15 protein-coding genes are annotated in these 17,351 nt (G+C 39.6%); all 15 read left to right on the top strand.

The features are described from left to right. The 15 genes from ACLNCV_RS02720 to glyQ all read left to right on the top strand — a co-directional run bounded on the left by ACLNCV_RS02720 (position 1) and on the right by glyQ (position 17,321). The gene (locus ACLNCV_RS02720; protein WP_000662286.1) at positions 1-957 is read left to right on the top strand and encodes a branched-chain amino acid ABC transporter permease; all 957 of its coding nucleotides are present in this window, start codon (positions 1-3) and stop codon (positions 955-957) included. Next, positions 957-1,721 (top strand): ABC transporter ATP-binding protein, encoded by a 765-nt coding sequence (locus ACLNCV_RS02715; protein ID WP_001185998.1) that lies wholly within the window; start codon positions 957-959, stop codon positions 1,719-1,721. The genes ACLNCV_RS02720 and ACLNCV_RS02715 overlap by 1 nt, the downstream gene beginning before the upstream one ends. After that, positions 1,721-2,431 (top strand): ABC transporter ATP-binding protein, encoded by a 711-nt coding sequence (locus tag ACLNCV_RS02710; RefSeq protein ID WP_000062219.1) that lies wholly within the window; start codon positions 1,721-1,723, stop codon positions 2,429-2,431. Before ACLNCV_RS02715 ends, ACLNCV_RS02710 begins: the two co-directional genes overlap by 1 nt. Positions 2,432-2,841: 410 nt before the next feature. Continuing rightward, positions 2,842-3,498 carry a CBS domain-containing protein gene (locus ACLNCV_RS02705; RefSeq protein ID WP_261020715.1) on the top strand — a complete coding sequence of 219 codons (657 nt, stop codon included), beginning with the start codon at positions 2,842-2,844 and terminating at the stop codon, positions 3,496-3,498. Positions 3,499-3,606: 108 nt separating this feature from the next. Then, positions 3,607-4,702 (top strand): peptide chain release factor 2 gene (prfB, locus tag ACLNCV_RS02700; protein ID WP_152620186.1). Its coding sequence is split into 2 segments (ribosomal slippage): positions 3,607-3,678 and positions 3,680-4,702, totalling 1,095 coding nucleotides; the frame shifts between segments, so codons are not numbered across the junction. Between the two features lie 17 nt (positions 4,703-4,719). Beyond that, positions 4,720-5,412 (top strand): cell division ATP-binding protein FtsE, encoded by a 693-nt coding sequence (gene ftsE / locus ACLNCV_RS02695; protein WP_000022260.1) that lies wholly within the window; start codon positions 4,720-4,722, stop codon positions 5,410-5,412. After that, positions 5,405-6,331, top strand: a complete 927-nt coding sequence (gene ftsX / locus ACLNCV_RS02690) for a permease-like cell division protein FtsX (RefSeq protein WP_000625545.1) — start codon at positions 5,405-5,407, stop codon at positions 6,329-6,331. The genes ftsE and ftsX overlap by 8 nt, the downstream gene beginning before the upstream one ends. A gap of 184 nt (positions 6,332-6,515) precedes the next feature. Continuing rightward, a complete protein-coding gene (locus ACLNCV_RS02685; protein ID WP_261087660.1) occupies positions 6,516-8,696 on the top strand; it encodes a PTS transporter subunit IIBC in 2,181 nt (726 codons plus the stop codon). A 51-nt stretch (positions 8,697-8,747) separates the two neighbouring features. Continuing rightward, positions 8,748-9,563 (top strand): endonuclease/exonuclease/phosphatase family protein, encoded by an 816-nt coding sequence (locus tag ACLNCV_RS02680; protein ID WP_424844835.1) that lies wholly within the window; start codon positions 8,748-8,750, stop codon positions 9,561-9,563. A gap of 140 nt (positions 9,564-9,703) precedes the next feature. Continuing rightward, positions 9,704-11,047 carry a DEAD/DEAH box helicase gene (locus tag ACLNCV_RS02675; protein ID WP_424844834.1) on the top strand — a complete coding sequence of 448 codons (1,344 nt, stop codon included), beginning with the start codon at positions 9,704-9,706 and terminating at the stop codon, positions 11,045-11,047. A gap of 367 nt (positions 11,048-11,414) precedes the next feature. After that, positions 11,415-12,605: a methionine adenosyltransferase gene (gene metK, locus ACLNCV_RS02670; RefSeq protein WP_060627931.1), complete on the top strand. Its 1,191-nt coding sequence runs from the start codon at positions 11,415-11,417 to the stop codon at positions 12,603-12,605. An 87-nt stretch (positions 12,606-12,692) separates the two neighbouring features. Then, positions 12,693-14,084 (top strand): peptidoglycan-N-acetylglucosamine deacetylase PgdA, encoded by a 1,392-nt coding sequence (pgdA, locus tag ACLNCV_RS02665; protein WP_261020711.1) that lies wholly within the window; start codon positions 12,693-12,695, stop codon positions 14,082-14,084. Between the two features lie 78 nt (positions 14,085-14,162). Next, on the top strand, positions 14,163-15,005 hold the full coding sequence (locus ACLNCV_RS02660) for an aldo/keto reductase (RefSeq protein WP_261020710.1): 843 nt from the start codon (positions 14,163-14,165) through the stop codon (positions 15,003-15,005). 272 nt (positions 15,006-15,277) lie between these two features. Beyond that, complete coding sequence (locus tag ACLNCV_RS02655; RefSeq protein WP_424844833.1) at positions 15,278-16,039, top strand: elongation factor Tu; 762 nt, start codon at positions 15,278-15,280, stop codon at positions 16,037-16,039. Positions 16,040-16,403: 364 nt separating this feature from the next. Beyond that, positions 16,404-17,321 (top strand): glycine--tRNA ligase subunit alpha, encoded by a 918-nt coding sequence (glyQ, locus tag ACLNCV_RS02650; protein ID WP_045611928.1) that lies wholly within the window; start codon positions 16,404-16,406, stop codon positions 17,319-17,321. Positions 17,322-17,351: the final 30 nt, after the last annotated feature.

The following is a 17,351-nucleotide window of genomic DNA, read 5'->3' as shown; positions in this document are numbered from 1 at the left end:
ATGAAGGAAAATTTAAAAGTTAATATTCTATGGTTACTCCTTTTGTTAGCTGGCTATGGCTTGATTAGTGTACTGGTTTCAGTTGGAGTACTCAACCTATTCTATGTACAGATTTTACAACAAATTGGAATTAATATTATTCTGGCTGTTGGTCTCAACTTAATCGTTGGTTTTTCAGGACAATTTTCACTTGGGCATGCTGGTTTCATGGCGATTGGTGCCTATGCAGCAGCTATTATTGGTTCTAAATCACCAACCTACGGTGCCTTCTTTGGAGCTATGCTGATAGGGGCTTTACTTTCAGGAGCAGTTGCCTTGCTTGTCGGAATTCCAACCTTACGCTTGAAGGGGGATTACCTTGCGGTAGCAACTCTAGGTGTTTCTGAAATTATCCGTATCTTTATCATCAATGGCGGAAGCCTTACAAATGGTGCGGCAGGTATCTTGGGAATTCCAAACTTTACAACTTGGCAAATGGTTTACTTCTTTGTCGTGATTACAACCATTGCAACCTTGAACTTCTTGCGTAGTCCAATTGGTCGTTCAACTCTCTCTGTTCGTGAGGATGAAATCGCTGCTGAGTCAGTTGGGGTTAATACGACTAAGATTAAAATCATCGCTTTCGTCTTTGGTGCCATTACTGCAAGTATTGCAGGATCACTTCAGGCAGGATTTATCGGTTCAGTTGTACCGAAAGATTACACCTTCATCAACTCAATCAACGTTTTGATCATTGTTGTATTTGGTGGGCTTGGTTCCATTACAGGTGCGATTGTTTCAGCTATTGTTCTTGGAATTTTGAATATGCTTCTCCAAGATGTTGCTAGCGTGCGTATGATTATCTACGCTTTGGCCTTGGTATTGGTAATGATTTTCAGACCAGGTGGACTTCTTGGAACATGGGAATTAAGCCTATCACGTTTCTTTAAAAAATCTAAAAAGGAGGAACAAAACTAATGGCATTACTTGAAGTAAAACAGTTAACCAAACATTTTGGCGGTCTAACAGCTGTTGGAGATGTGACTCTTGAATTGAACGAAGGGGAACTGGTTGGATTAATCGGTCCAAACGGAGCTGGTAAAACAACCCTTTTCAACCTTTTGACGGGTGTTTATGAACCAAGTGAGGGAACGGTTACCCTTGATGGTCACCTTTTGAATGGAAAGTCACCTTATAAGATTGCTTCTCTGGGACTTGGACGTACTTTCCAAAATATTCGTCTTTTTAAAGATTTAACAGTTTTGGATAATGTTTTGATTGCCTTTGGCAACCATCACAAACAACATGTTTTTGCTAGTTTCTTACGCTTACCAGCTTTTTACAAGAGTGAAAAAGAATTAAAGGCTAAAGCATTGAAATTGTTGAAAATCTTTGATTTAGATGGGGATGCAGAAACGCTTGCCAAAAACCTCGCCTACGGACAACAACGTCGTTTGGAAATTGTTCGTGCCCTTGCTACGGAACCTAAAATTCTCTTTTTAGATGAACCAGCAGCAGGTATGAACCCACAGGAAACAGCCGAATTGACTGAGTTAATTCGTCGTATCAAAGATGAATTTAAGATTACGATCATGCTGATTGAACACGATATGAATCTGGTTATGGAAGTAACAGAACGTATCTACGTACTTGAATATGGTCGTTTGATTGCTCAGGGAACTCCTGACGAAATTAAGACGAATAAACGTGTTATCGAAGCTTATCTAGGAGGTGAAGCCTAATGTCTATGTTAAAAGTTGAAAACCTCTCTGTGCATTACGGTATGATCCAAGCAGTTCGTGATGTAAGTTTCGAGGTTAATGAAGGTGAAGTTGTTTCCCTTATCGGTGCCAATGGTGCAGGTAAGACAACCATTCTCCGTACCTTGTCTGGTTTGGTTAGACCTAGTTCAGGAAAGATTGAATTTTTAGGTCAAGAAATCCAAAAAATGCCGGCTCAGAAAATCGTAGCAGGTGGCCTTTCACAAGTTCCAGAAGGACGCCACGTCTTTCCTGGCTTGACTGTTATGGAAAATCTTGAAATGGGAGCTTTCTTAAAGAAAAATCGTGAAGAAAATCAAGCTAACTTGAAGAAGGTTTTCTCACGCTTTCCTCGTCTTGAAGAACGGAAGAACCAAGATGCAGCAACTCTTTCAGGAGGGGAACAACAAATGCTTGCCATGGGACGCGCTCTCATGTCAACACCAAAACTTCTTCTTTTAGATGAACCATCAATGGGTCTTGCCCCAATCTTTATCCAAGAGATTTTTGATATCATTCAAGATATCCAGAAGCAAGGAACAACCGTCCTCTTGATTGAACAAAATGCCAATAAAGCACTCGCAATCTCTGACCGAGGCTATGTACTGGAAACAGGAAAAATCGTCCTATCAGGAACAGGAAAAGAACTCGCTTCATCAGAAGAAGTCAGAAAAGCATATCTGGGTGGCTAAACTAGTCTGGGAGACTAGTTTAGGTTGCAGATAGAGATTGCGAAGCAATCATCTTATCCACTGGATTGTTTTAGTCGGTGGATGAGGATTACGAAGTAATCATCATTAATAGTCCGGGGGACCTTTTTAGTTGGCGGATGAAGATTGCGAAGGAATTATTTTATCCAGTGGATTGTTTTAGTCGGCATATTTAGTTTGCAAACAAATCTGCATCTACTTTGAAAGATGAATTTCTAATAATTGAAAAAATCGAATGAAAGGTATCTTACCTTCATTCACAGAGCTCGATTTTAGAGCTCTTTTTGCTAGCTTATTCATACTTTTCTGAATTTTGAAAAAGAAATGTAAGCGTTTGATAGATTTACAAAAAGATTGTATAATAGGGATAAGAATAGAAAAGGAGAAGTCTCATGGCAGTTAAAGATTTTATGACCCGCAAGGTAGTTTATATTAGTCCAGATACAACAGTATCTCATGCAGCAGATTTAATGAGAGAGCAAGGATTGCACCGCTTGCCTGTTATCGAAAATGATCAATTAGTTGGTTTGGTAACTGAAGGAACCATTGCCCAAGCTAGTCCATCAAAAGCAACAAGTCTTTCTATCTATGAGATGAATTATCTTCTAAATAAGACAAAAGTAAAAGATGTCATGATTCGCGATGTTGTCACTGTTTCAGGCTATGCGAGTCTAGAGGATGCAACTTATTTGATGTTGAAAAACAAGATTGGTATTCTTCCTGTCGTTGATAACCATCAAGTCTATGGAGTTATTACGGACCGTGACGTTTTCCAAGCCTTTCTTGAAATTGCTGGTTATGGTGAGGAAGGAATTCGTGTGCGCTTTGTTACAGAAGATGAAGTTGGCGTTCTTGGTAAGATTGTTTCTCTAATCGTTGAAGAAAATTTGAACATCTCCCACACAGTCAATATTCCGCGTAAAGATGGTAAGGTCATTATCGAAGTTCAAATTGATGGTTCAGTTGATTTGATAGCATTAAAGCAAAAATTTGAAGCTGAAAATATTCAAGTGGAAGAGATTAGTCGTACTTCTGCGAAAGTTTTATAAGAAGGGAAGCCGAAAGGCTTCTTTTTACATGCAATGGGAGATTAGAGCAAAAGATGGAAAGAAATGATAAAATATGCTATAATGAAACGATGTAAAAAAGGAGTATTTATGGACATTTCAGTAATTCGTCAGAAAATTGACGCAAATCGTGAAAAATTAGCTTCTTTCAGGGGGTCTCTTTGACCTAGAAGGTCTAGAGGAAGAGATTGCCATCTTGGAAAACAAGATGACAGAACCTGATTTTTGGAACGATAATATCGCGGCCCAAAAAACGTCGCAAGAATTAAATGAATTAAAAAACACCTACAACACCTTCCACAAAATGGAAGAGTTGCAGGATGAAGTCGAAATTTTATTAGACTTTTTAGCTGAAGATGAGTCGGTGCATGAAGAATTGGTTGAACAGTTGTCAGAACTTGATAAGATGATAACCAGTTACGAGATGACCTTGCTCTTGTCAGAACCTTATGACCATAATAATGCCATCTTGGAAATCCATCCAGGATCCGGTGGTACTGAGGCTCAGGACTGGGGTGATATGTTGCTTCGTATGTACACTCGCTATGGAAATGCTAAAGGCTTTAAAGTGGAAGTATTGGATTACCAAGCAGGAGATGAAGCTGGCATCAAGTCAGTAACCCTATCATTTGAAGGGCCTAATGCCTATGGTCTTCTCAAGTCAGAAATGGGTGTTCACCGCTTGGTGCGAATCTCACCATTTGACTCTGCTAAACGTCGCCATACCTCTTTCACATCTGTAGAAGTAATGCCAGAATTAGATGATACTATTGAAGTGGAAATACGTGAAGATGACATCAAGATGGATACCTTCCGTTCAGGTGGTGCTGGTGGACAAAACGTCAATAAGGTTTCAACTGGAGTGCGTTTGACACACATTCCTACGGGAACTGTTGTCCAGTCAACGGTCGATCGTACCCAGTATGGAAATAGAGATCGTGCCATGAAGATGTTGCAGGCTAAGCTCTATCAAATGGAGCAAGAAAAGAAAGCTGCGGAAGTCGATTCCCTCAAGGGTGAGAAAAAGGAAATCACATGGGGAAGTCAAATTCGTTCTTATGTCTTCACACCTTATACTATGGTAAAAGACCATCGAACTAGTTTTGAAGTTGCGCAGGTAGATAAGGTTATGGATGGAGACCTAGATGGTTTTATCGATGCTTATCTCAAGTGGCGAATCAGCTAAGATAGAAAGGAATTCACATGTCAATCATTGAAATGAGAGATGTCGTCAAAAAATACGACAACGGAACGACTGCCCTACGTGGTGTTTCGGTCAGCATTCAACCAGGAGAATTTGCCTATATCGTAGGTCCGTCAGGAGCTGGGAAATCAACCTTTATTCGTTCTTTGTATCGCGAAGTAAAAATCGAAAAAGGAAGTTTATCTGTTGCTGGTTTTAATCTGGTTAAAATTAAAAAGAAAGATGTCCCTCTCCTACGTCGTAGTGTTGGGGTTGTCTTCCAAGATTATAAACTGTTACCAAAGAAAACCGTTTATGAAAATATTGCTTATGCAATGGAGGTAATTGGAGAAAGTCGCCGTAATATCAAAAAACGTGTTATGGAAGTCTTAGACCTCGTTGGATTGAAGCACAAGGTTCGTTCTTTCCCAAATGAGCTCTCAGGTGGAGAGCAACAGCGTATTGCGATAGCGCGTGCTATTGTAAATAATCCCAAAGTATTGATTGCGGACGAACCAACAGGAAACTTGGATCCAGATAATTCATGGGAAATCATGAATTTGTTGGAACGCATCAATCTCCAAGGTACAACTGTCTTGATGGCGACCCACAATAGTCAGATTGTAAATACCTTGCGCCACCGTGTCATTGCCATTGAAAATGGCCGTGTCGTTCGTGACGAAGCTAAAGGAGAATATGGATACGATGATTAGTAGATTTTTTCGTCATTTATTTGAATCGTTAAAAAGTTTGAAACGAAATGGCTGGATGACAGTAGCTGCTGTCAGTTCAGTTATGATTACTTTGACCTTGGTTGCAATATTTGCATCTGTTATCTTTAATACGGCTAAACTAGCTACAGATATTGAAAATAACGTCCGAGTAATGGTATACATTCGTAAGGATGTAGCTGATAATAGTGAGACTATTGAAAAAGAAGGCCAAACTGTTACAAATAACGACTACCATAAGGTATACGATGCTTTGAAAGGTATGTCAACTGTTAAAAGTGTTACCTTCTCAAGCAAAGAAGAACAATATGAAAAGTTGACAGAAACAATGGGGGACAACTGGAAAATCTTTGAAGGTGATGCAAACCCACTTTATGATGCCTATATAGTAGATACCAATACACCAAGTGATGTAAAGACGGTAGCAGAAGAGGCTAAGAAAATTGAAGGTGTGTCAGAAGTTCAGGATGGTGGTGCCAATACAGAACGCTTGTTCAAGTTAGCTTCATTTATTCGTGTCTGGGGACTTGTTATCGCTGGATTATTGATTTTCATTGCAGTCTTCTTGATTTCTAATACTATACGTATTACCATTATTTCACGTAGTCGTGAAATTCAAATCATGCGTTTGGTAGGTGCTAAGAATGGTTATATCCGTGGTCCTTTCTTACTTGAAGGTGCCTTCATCGGTTTACTTGGAGCAACCCTTCCATCAGTTCTAGTCTTCATTGTTTATAAAATGGTTTACCAATCGGTTAATAAGTCATTGGTTGGTCAGAACCTTTCAATGATATCACCAGAAGTATTCAGTCCACTGATGATTGCCTTATTATTTGTGATTGGAATTTTTATCGGTTCAATCGGATCAGGAATTTCTATGCGCCGATTCCTGAAAATCTAAAATAAAATAGAAGTATATTTGAGGAGGTTTTAATATCTCCTTTTTTACTACAAAAATTTTAGAAAAAAGTCTAATTTTTTTTATAAAAGCCTTTACAAAAAAAATTAAAGTGGTATAATTGAATTATAGAAAGTGCAAACGTTTTCGTAAAACGTTTGCCTAAATAAAAATAAAGGAGATTTGAATGATGAAAGATACATTCAAAAATGTCTTGTCTTTCGAGTTTTGGCAAAAATTCGGTAAGGCTTTGATGGTGGTTATCGCGGTTATGCCGGCTGCTGGTTTGATGATTTCAATCGGTAAGTCTATCGTAATGATTAACCCAACTTTTGCACCACTTGTAGTTACAGGTGGAATTCTTGAGCAAATTGGTTGGGGGGTTATCGGTAACCTTCACATTTTGTTTGCCCTAGCAATTGGAGGAAGCTGGGCTAAAGAACGTGCTGGTGGTGCTTTCGCCGCTGGTCTTGCCTTCATCTTGATTAACCGTATCACTGGTACAATCTTTGGTGTATCAGGAGATATGTTGAAAAATCCAGATGCTATGGTCACAACTCTCTTTGGTGGTTCAATCAAAGTTGCTGATTACTTCATTAGTGTTCTTGAAGCTCCAGCATTGAACATGGGTGTGTTTGTAGGGATTATCTCAGGTTTTGTAGGGGCAACTGCTTACAATAAATACTACAACTTCCGTAAACTTCCTGATGCACTTTCATTCTTCAACGGGAAACGTTTCGTACCATTTGTAGTTATTCTTCGTTCAGCAATCGCTGCAATTCTACTTGCTGCCTTCTGGCCAGTAGTTCAAACAGGTATCAATAGCTTTGGTATCTGGATTGCTAACTCACAAGAAACTGCTCCAATCCTTGCACCATTCTTGTATGGTACTTTGGAACGTTTGCTCTTGCCATTTGGTCTTCACCATATGTTGACTATCCCAATGAACTACACAGCTCTTGGTGGTACTTATGACATTTTAACTGGTGCAGCTAAAGGTACTCAAGTATTTGGTCAAGACCCACTATGGCTTGCATGGGTAACAGACCTTGTTAACCTTAAAGGTACAGATGCAAGTCACTACCAACAATTGTTAGATACTGTTCACCCAGCTCGTTTCAAAGTTGGACAAATGATCGGTTCATTCGGTATCTTGATGGGTGTGATCGTTGCTATCTACCGTAATGTCGATGCTGATAAGAAACATCAATATAAAGGTATGATGATTGCGACAGCTCTTGCAACATTCTTGACAGGGGTTACTGAACCAATCGAATACATGTTCATGTTTGTAGCAACACCTATGTATCTTGTTTACTCACTTGTTCAAGGTGCTGCCTTCGCTATGGCTGACGTAGTAAACCTACGTGTCCACTCATTCGGTTCAATTGAATTCTTGACTCGTACACCACTAGCAATTAATGCTGGTATTGGTATGGATATCGTTAACTTTATCTGGGTAACTGTTCTCTTTGCCGTAATCATGTACTTTATCGCAAACTTCATGATTCAAAAATTCAACTACGCAACTCCAGGACGTAACGGAAATTACGAAACTGCTGAAGGTTCAGAAGAAGCTAGTAGCGAAGTGAAAGTTGCAGCAGGCTCTCAAGCTGTAAACATTATTAACCTTCTTGGTGGACGTGCAAACATCGTTGATGTTGATGCATGTATGACTCGTCTTCGTGTAACTGTAAAAGATGCTGACAAAGTCGGTGATGCAGAACAATGGAAAGCAGAAGGAGCTATGGGTCTTGTCATGAAAGGACAAGGAGTTCAAGCTATCTACGGTCCAAAAGCAGACGTATTGAAATCTGATATCCAAGATATCCTTGATTCAGGTGAAATCATTCCTGAAACTCTTCCAAGCCAAATGACTGAAGCACAACAAAACACTGTTCACTTCAAAGGTCTTACTGAGGAAGTTTACTCAGTAGCAGACGGTCAAGTTGTTGCTTTGGAACAAGTAAAAGATCCAGTATTTGCTCAAAAAATGATGGGTGATGGATTTGCAGTAGAACCTGCAAATGGAAACATTGTATCTCCAGTTTCAGGTACTGTATCAAGCATCTTCCCAACAAAACATGCTCTTGGTATTGTGACTGAACCAGGTCTTGAAGTATTGGTTCACATTGGTTTGGACACAGTAAGTCTTGAAGGTAAACCATTTACAGTTCATGTTGCTGAAGGACAAAAAGTTGCAGCAGGAGATCTTCTTGTCACAGCTGACTTGGATGCTATCCGTGCAGCAGGACGTGAAACTTCAACAGTAGTTGTCTTCACAAATGGTGATGCAATTAAATCAGTTAAATTAGAAAAAACAGGTTCTCTTGCAGCTAAAACAGCAGTTGCTAAAGTAGAATTGTAATATACTTGAGGTTGGAAGCTGTATTCCAACCTCTTATTTTGGGAGAAAAGAATGAAATTTTTAACACTCAATACTCACAGTTGGATGGAGAAAGAAGCAGAGGAAAAATTCCAGATTTTGCTTGAGGATATTCTTGAAAAAGACTATGATTTGATTTGTTTCCAAGAAATCAATCAGGAGATCACTTCACCAGAGGTCGAGGTTAATGACCTTTATCAAGCTTTGCCAGCAGCTGAACCTATTCACCAAGACCATTATGTTAGACTTTTGGTTGAAAAGTTGTCAGAGCAAGGGAAAGATTACTACTGGACTTGGGCCTATAACCATATTGGTTATGACCGCTACCATGAAGGTGTGGCTATCTTGTCTAAAACACCTATTGAAGTCAGAGAAATTTTAGTTTCAGATGTGGATGATCCAACAGACTATCATACTCGCCGTGTTGCCCTGGCTGAAACTGTAGTTGATGGTAAGGAGCTTGCAGTTGCAAGTGTCCACCTTTCTTGGTGGGATAAAGGTTTCCAAGAAGAATGGGCACGATTTGAGGCTGTCTTGAAAGAATTGAACAAGCCGCTTTTGCTAGCTGGAGATTTTAACAACCCAGCTGGTCAGGAAGGCTATCAAGCTATTTTAGCTAGCTCATTAGGCTTACAAGACGCTTTTGAAGTTGCTAAAGAGAAAAGCGGTAGCTATACCGTTCCACCAGAAATTGATGGCTGGAAAGGGAACACTGAACCCCTTCGAATCGACTATGTTTTTACTACCAAAGAGTTAGCGGTGGAAAATTTACATGTCGTATTTGATGGTAATAAGAGTCCACAAGTGAGTGATCACTATGGCTTGAATGCTACTTTAAACTGGAAATAAGGACTGAAAAGAGGTTGGGATTCACAAATTCCAGCCTTTTTCTGACTAGAAAAGCTACTGGAAATAGCCTAAATAAGTGAGACTACTGAAATGGAATAAAATGTGGTATAATTGGTAGGATAGATAGAATCGAGGATATTATGTCATTTACGAAATTTCAATTTAAAAACTATATTAGAGAAGCCTTGCAGGAGTTGAAATTTACAACTCCAACAGAGGTGCAAGACAAGTTGATTCCTATTGTTTTGGCAGGTCGTGACCTAGTCGGTGAATCAAAAACAGGTTCTGGTAAGACTCATACTTTCCTATTGCCGATTTTCCAGCAATTAGATGAAGCCAGCGATAGTGTTCAAGCAGTCATTACTGCACCGAGCCGTGAATTAGCTACTCAAATTTACCAAGCAGCCCGTCAGATTGCAGCCCACTCAGAGGTAGAAATTCGTGTGGTTAATTATGTGGGTGGTACAGATAAGGCTCGCCAGATTGACAAATTGGCAAGCAACCAGCCTCATATTGTTATCGGAACGCCTGGCCGTATTTATGACTTAGTTAAGTCTGGTGACCTAGCTATTCACAAGGCTAAGACCTTTGTGGTTGATGAGGCAGATATGACCTTGGATATGGGATTCTTGGAAACTGTTGATAAGATTGCTGGAAGCCTTCCAAAAGACCTGCAATTCATGGTCTTCTCAGCGACTATTCCACAAAAGTTGCAACCATTCTTGAAAAAATACTTATCAAATCCTGTTATGGAGAAAATCAAGACCAAAACTGTTATTTCTGACACCATTGATAATTGGTTGATTTCTACCAAGGGACGTGACAAGAATGCTCAAATTTATCAATTGACTCAGTTGATGCAACCTTATTTAGCAATGATTTTTGTTAACACTAAAACGCGTGCTGATGAATTGCATTCTTATTTGACTGCTCAAGGATTGAAGGTGGCAAAAATCCATGGGGATATTGCCCCTCGTGAGCGTAAACGTATCATGAACCAGGTTAAAAATTTGGATTTTGAGTATATTGTCGCAACAGATTTGGCAGCGCGTGGAATTGATATTGAAGGTGTCAGTCATGTCATCAATGATGCCATTCCGCAAGATTTATCCTTCTTTGTGCACCGTGTTGGTCGAACTGGACGAAACGGCCTACCAGGTACAGCTATTACTCTTTACCAGCCAAGCGATGACTCGGATATCCGTGAGTTGGAGAAATTGGGAATTAAGTTTACTCCGAAGATGCTAAAAGATGGAGAATTCCAAGATACCTATGACCGTGATCGTCGTGCCAACCGTGAGAAAAAACAAGATAAGCTTGATATTGAAATGATTGGTTTGGTTAAAAAGAAAAAGAAAAAAGTCAAACCAGGTTATAAGAAGAAAATTAAATGGGCGGTTGATGAAAAACGCCGCAAAAACAAGCGTGCTGAAAATCGCGCTCGCGGTCGTGCAGAGCGCAAAGCAAAACGCCAAACATTTTAATAGTAATTGTTGGAGTACTGAGCTCCAACTTTTTTTATTTATGATAACGAACTATCTATACAGAAACACTACATTATAGACTGCAAATTGAGCCTAAAAATGGTATAATGGAAGAGTTATATAGTCCCGATAAGATGGTAGAAATTTCTATTTTTTCTTTCGAGTCGCAACTCGCAAAGAATGACGGCTCCAAAGTCGTTCGTCATTCTACGGTTGCCGCTATAATGCAGTCACCCTATGCGCCTTACTAGCTTCAGAAATAAAAAATTATCGTTTTTATTTCTTACGCGTCGCAACTCTTAGAAAATGAAAATACCTATCAGTACTTTGTAACTCTATAACACTATTTTTAAGGGGGGACATTTTTATGTCAGAACGTAAATTATTCACGTCTGAATCTGTATCTGAGGGGCATCCAGATAAGATTGCAGACCAAATTTCAGATGCGATTTTGGATGCTATTTTAGCTAAAGATCCAGAGGCGCACGTTGCTGCTGAGACAGCTGTATATACTGGTTCAGTCCATGTTTTTGGTGAAATATCTACAAATGCCTATGTAGATATTAACCGTGTGGTTCGTGATACCATTGCAGAGATTGGCTACACTAATACAGAATATGGTTTTTCTGCTGAGACTGTAGGAGTACATCCATCTTTAGTGGAACAATCTCCTGACATTGCCCAAGGTGTTAACGAAGCCTTGGAGGTTCGTGGAAATGCAGACCAAGATCCGCTGGACTTAATTGGTGCTGGAGACCAAGGTCTCATGTTTGGCTTTGCAGTGGATGAAACAGAAGAGCTCATGCCATTGCCAATCTCACTCAGTCATAAATTAGTTCGTCGTTTGGCAGAACTTCGTAAGTCTGGGGAAATTAGCTATCTTCGCCCAGATGCTAAATCACAAGTTACAGTTGAGTATGATGAAAATGACCGTCCAGTACGTGTGGACACAGTTGTTATTTCAACTCAGCACGATCCAGAAGTCAGCAACGAACAAATTCACAATGATGTCATTAACAAGGTTATCAAAGAGGTTATTCCAGCTTCTTACTTGGATGAGCAAACAAAATTCCTCATCAATCCTACTGGTCGTTTTGTAATCGGTGGACCTCAAGGGGACTCAGGTTTGACTGGTCGTAAGATTATCGTGGATACTTATGGTGGCTACTCCCGTCACGGTGGTGGTGCTTTCTCTGGTAAAGATGCGACTAAGGTGGACCGTTCTGCGTCATATGCGGCTCGCTATATTGCAAAGAATATCGTTGCAGCAGGTCTTGCTAAGAAAGCAGAAGTGCAATTGGCTTACGCTATCGGTGTTGCGCAGCCTGTCTCTGTTCGTATCGATACCTTTGGTACAGGAACAGTAGCTGAAAGCAAGCTTGAAAAAGCAGCCCGTCAAATCTTTGACCTTCGCCCTGCAGGAATTATCCAAATGCTGGACCTCAAGCGCCCAATTTACCGTCAAACAGCGGCTTATGGACACATGGGACGTACAGATATTGATCTTCCATGGGAACGTTTGGACAAGGTAGATGCTTTGAAAGAAGCAGTAAAATAAGATTTTAAGAGGGAGTTCCCCTCTTTTTAATATACTATTTCCTCTAAAATAATTGAAATTATAGCCTGAATTTGATATGATATCTCTATGGATAAAAGTAGAGCAAAACGTGTTGAGCACGATAAAAAGAGAATCGGTTTAATAGCCCTGGTAGCTATCTTTTCGGTAAGTATTTGTGTCCTTGGTTCAATGATTGGATACAAAGTATATACAAAGCAAAGTTTCGAACAAAAAATTGAGTCTTTAAAAAATGATAAAGATAATCAATTGAGTGAGGGAAATCAGAAAGATCATTTTCGTAAGGGACAAGCAGAAGTAATTGCCTATTATCCTCTCCAAGGGGAGCAAGTCATTTCATCTGTAAAAGAAATCATGACACAGGACATTAAGGAAAATCTGGAAGACAAGGAAAATCTGGTTTTTTATTATACGGAGAAACAGGATTCGACTTTAAAAGGGATTGTCAACCGAAATGTGATGAAACAAGTCTATGATTTAACTTCGTCAAAAGTTGAAGAGACTGAAAAAACTAGTCTGGCAAAAGTACATTTGACAGAAGATGGTAAACCTTTTACACTTGATCAACTATTTTCAGATGCTAGTAAGGCCAAAGAGAAACTGATAAAAGAACTGACTTCTTTTTTACAGGATAAGAAATTGGAGCAAGAAAAGATTGATCAAGTTGTTAAAGGTTTCTCTGACCAAGACTTGTCTGCATGGAACTTTGATTACAAGGATAGTCAGATTATCCTTTATCCAAGTCAGTCAGTTGAAAATCTAGACGAGATTGCCTTGCCAGTACCTAGTTTCTTTGAAGTTATTCAGTCCTCTTATTTATTAGATAAGGATGCAGAGCTATATAAGGCTTATTATGAAAAGAAAAATCGTAAAGTAGTGGCCTTGACTTTTGATGATGGACCAAATCCTACGACGACAAATCAAGCATTAGATACTCTTTCCAAGTATGGTATCAAGGCAACTTTCTTTGTTCTAGGTAAGAATGTTTCTGGCAATGAAGAGATATTGAAACGCATGAAAGCAGATGGCCATGTTATTGGAAACCATAGTTGGAGCCATCCAGTGCTTTCAAAACTTTCCCTTGATGAAGCTAAAAAACAAATTACTGATACTGAGGATGCGCTAACTAAAGTGTTGGGGTCTAGCTCCAAACTTATGCGTCCCCCTTATGGAGCTATTACAGACGACATTCGCAATAGCCTCGATTTGAGCTTTATTATGTGGGATGTCGATAGTCTGGACTGGAAGAGTAAAAATGAAGCAGCAATTTTGACAGAGATTCAACGTCAAGTTCGTAATGGTTCGATTATCTTAATGCATGATATCCATGCTGAGACAGTAAATGCTCTGCCGAAGGTTATTGACTATTTGAAAGGGCAAGGTTATGACTTTGTTACCGTACCAGATTTGTTAGACACTCGTCTTAAACCTCACCAGCTCTATTATGACCGTGACCAATAATACACAAAATCTAAAGAGATAAGTTTTCTTTGAAAATTTGGCTCTTTGGATTTTCTTCTAATTTAGAAAGGAAAAATAATGAAATCTTATACTTTAAATAACGGCATTACGATTCCAGTTCTGGGATTTGGAACCTGGAAAGCTGAAAATGGAGAGATTGCATACCAAGCAGTTTTAGAGGCTTTAAAGGCAGGCTATCGCCATATCGATACGGCAGCTATTTATAAAAACGAAGAAAGCGTTGGTCGTGCCATTCAAGATAGTGGCGTTCCGCGTGAGGAAATTTTTGTAACCAGCAAACTCTGGAATACAAATCACAACTATGAGCAAGCTCGTCAGGCTTTTGAAGAGTCTTTAGCTCAGCTGGGCTTGGATTATTTGAATTTGTATTTGATTCATTGGCCAAATCCAAAACCACTCAGAGAAAATAACCACTGGAAAATCCGAAATTCAGAAGTTTGGAGAGCGATGGAAGACCTCTATCAAGAAGGAAAAATCCGTGCTATTGGAGTTAGTAATTTCCTTCCCCATCATTTGGATGCCTTGCTTGAAACAGCAAAAATTCTTCCAGCGGTCAATCAAGTTCGTTTGGCTCCAGGTGTGTATCAAGAGGAAGTCGTAGATTATTGTCGAGAAAAAGGTATTTTATTGGAAGCTTGGGGACCTTTTGGTCAGGGAGAACTATTTGATAGTAAGGAAGTCCAAGAAATCGCAGCAAATCATGGAAAGTCTGTTGCTCAGATAGCCTTGGCCTGGAGCTTAGCAGAAGGATTTTTACCACTTCCGAAATCTGTTACAGCATCTCGTATTCAGGCTAATCTTGATTGTTTCGGAATTGAGCTGAATCATGAGGAACGTGAAACCTTAAAAACAATTGCTGTTCAGTCTGGTGCTCCACGAGTTGATGACATGGATTTCTAGAAAATCATAAAAAGAATTGTACATTGTTCCAATTTTTGATATAATAGTCAGCAGGAAAGAAAGTCTTATGGCGTTCTTCAAGCGAGCTTGGGATAGTGGGAGCCAAGTAGGGCAAAATAAAGAGCTGGCGCTTTCTGTAGTATTTTCAAAAACAATGAAGTAATAAATTAGGGTGGAACCGCGTTTTTGACGCCCCTAGGTTAAATCAACCTAGGATTGTCGGACGCGGTTCTTTCGCTTATTCAGTCTATTATGTGAAAGAAAGGAGAGACGTGGAAAACCTTTATCTTGTAAAAGACGATAGCCAACTAGCTGCATTTCGTGAGTTTGTAGTAAGAAATACTGAAAAGTTGAAAGATTATCAATCTTTTTTAAAGAATGAACTTGCAGTTTGTGATTTACCGCAAGCCGTTATTTGGTCAAGTTTTAGTGCTGCTACACAGATTATTAGGGAAAGTACTGTTCCAGCCTATACAAATAATAGACGAATGGTTATGACGCCTGATTTAGCTGTTTGGAAAGAGTTGTATTTGTATCAGTTGATGGACTACGAGTGTTCTGAGCAAACTCAAGTAATAGAAAGTCACTATCATTCTTTATCTGAAAATTTCCTCTTACAGATTGTAGGACATGAGTTAGCTCATTGGTCGGAGCATTTTTTAGATGATTTTGATGGTTACGACTCTTATATCTGGTTCGAAGAGGGGATGGTTGAATATATTAGTCGCAAGTATTTCTTGACAGAAGAGGAATTTCAAGCGGAAAAAATTTGTAATCAATTTCTTGTAGAACTTTTTCAGAAGAAGTATGGTTGGCATTCATTGAATGATTTTGGTTCTTCGACTTATGATAAGAACTATGCAAGTATTTTTTACGAATACTGGCGTAGTTTTTTGACAATAGATAAGTTGGTAGAAAATCTAGGTAGTGTACAAGCGGTCTTCGATTCTTATCATTTATGGGCAAATACAGATAAAACTCTTCCCTTGTTAAATTGGTTTGTTCAGCAGAAATTAATTGAAAAAGAAATATAAAAACTAAAGGAGTAAACAATGTCTAAGAAATTAACATTTCACTGCGTCAGTGGCAGAGACCTCCTTACAGTCGGATTGCCCTACGCTCAGCACTAGAGTGCTAAGCTAGACGCAGTACTAACTCGTCTTGTCTAGTAAGATCGACTAGGCAGACTCGTGTCGCAAGTAATTTATAGAAAAAGGAGTAAACAATGTCTAAAAAATTGACTTTCCACTGCGTCAGTGGCAGAAACCTCCTTACAGTCGGATTACCCCACGCTCAGTACCAGGGTGCTGAGCTAGACGCAGTACTAACTCGTCTTGCCTCGTATAATCGACGAGGCAGACTCGTGTCGCAAGTAATTTATAGAAAAAGGAGAAAATAATGTCTAAAAAATTGACTTTCCAGGAAATCATCCTTACTTTACAACAATTTTGGAATGACCAAGGTTGTATGCTTATGCAGGCTTATGACAATGAAAAAGGTGCGGGAACCATGAGTCCTTACACTTTTCTTCGTGCTATCGGACCTGAGCCATGGAATGCGGCTTATGTAGAGCCATCACGTCGTCCTGCTGACGGTCGTTACGGGGAAAATCCTAACCGTCTCTACCAACACCACCAATTCCAGGTGGTTATGAAACCTTCTCCATCAAACATCCAAGAACTTTACCTTGAGTCTTTGGAAAAATTGGGAATCAATCCTTTGGAGCACGATATTCGTTTCGTTGAGGACAACTGGGAAAACCCATCAACTGGTTCAGCTGGTCTTGGTTGGGAAGTTTGGCTTGACGGAATGGAAATCACTCAGTTTACTTATTTCCAACAAGTCGGTGGATTGGCAACTAGCCCTGTGACTGCGGAAGTAACCTATGGTTTGGAGCGTTTGGCTTCTTACATTCAAGAAGTAGACTCTGTCTATGATATCGAGTGGGCTGATGGTGTAAAATACGGAGAAATCTTTATTCAGCCTGAGTATGAGCATTCAAAATATTCATTTGAAATTTCGGATCAAGAAATGTTGCTTGAAAACTTTGATAAGTTTGAAAAAGAAGCTGGTCGTGCATTAGAAGAAGGCTTGGTACACCCTGCCTATGACTATGTTCTCAAATGTTCACACACCTTTAACCTGCTTGACGCGCGTGGTGCCGTATCTGTAACAGAGCGCGCAGGCTATATCGCTCGTATCCGTAATTTGGCTCGTGTTGTAGCCAAAACCTTTGTCGCAGAACGTAAACGCCTAGGCTACCCGCTTTTGGATGAAGCAACACGAGCTAAACTCCTAGCAGAAGACGCAGAATAAAGAAAGTGACAAATTACGAAAATGGGCGAA

This window comes from Streptococcus sp. CL5.50 (assembly GCF_049738015.1).
Classification (GTDB): domain Bacteria; phylum Bacillota; class Bacilli; order Lactobacillales; family Streptococcaceae; genus Streptococcus; species Streptococcus mitis_CA.
This window is presented reverse-complemented; position numbering and strand designations above follow the sequence as displayed.

Excerpts from the sequence above, each read along its gene's own strand:
- ACLNCV_RS02720 (WP_000662286.1), top strand. The coding sequence starts at position 1 with ATGAAGGAAAATTTAAAAGTTAATATTCTATGGTTACTCCTTTTGTTA.
- ACLNCV_RS02715 (WP_001185998.1), top strand. The coding sequence starts at position 957 with ATGGCATTACTTGAAGTAAAACAGTTAACCAAACATTTTGGCGGTCTA.
- ACLNCV_RS02710 (WP_000062219.1), top strand. The coding sequence starts at position 1,721 with ATGTCTATGTTAAAAGTTGAAAACCTCTCTGTGCATTACGGTATGATC.
- ACLNCV_RS02705 (WP_261020715.1), top strand. The coding sequence starts at position 2,842 with ATGGCAGTTAAAGATTTTATGACCCGCAAGGTAGTTTATATTAGTCCA.
- ftsE (WP_000022260.1), top strand. The coding sequence starts at position 4,720 with ATGTCAATCATTGAAATGAGAGATGTCGTCAAAAAATACGACAACGGA.
- ftsX (WP_000625545.1), top strand. The coding sequence starts at position 5,405 with ATGATTAGTAGATTTTTTCGTCATTTATTTGAATCGTTAAAAAGTTTG.
- ACLNCV_RS02685 (WP_261087660.1), top strand. The coding sequence starts at position 6,516 with ATGATGAAAGATACATTCAAAAATGTCTTGTCTTTCGAGTTTTGGCAA.
- ACLNCV_RS02680 (WP_424844835.1), top strand. The coding sequence starts at position 8,748 with ATGAAATTTTTAACACTCAATACTCACAGTTGGATGGAGAAAGAAGCA.
- ACLNCV_RS02675 (WP_424844834.1), top strand. The coding sequence starts at position 9,704 with ATGTCATTTACGAAATTTCAATTTAAAAACTATATTAGAGAAGCCTTG.
- metK (WP_060627931.1), top strand. The coding sequence starts at position 11,415 with ATGTCAGAACGTAAATTATTCACGTCTGAATCTGTATCTGAGGGGCAT.
- pgdA (WP_261020711.1), top strand. The coding sequence starts at position 12,693 with ATGGATAAAAGTAGAGCAAAACGTGTTGAGCACGATAAAAAGAGAATC.
- ACLNCV_RS02660 (WP_261020710.1), top strand. The coding sequence starts at position 14,163 with ATGAAATCTTATACTTTAAATAACGGCATTACGATTCCAGTTCTGGGA.
- glyQ (WP_045611928.1), top strand. The coding sequence starts at position 16,404 with ATGTCTAAAAAATTGACTTTCCAGGAAATCATCCTTACTTTACAACAA.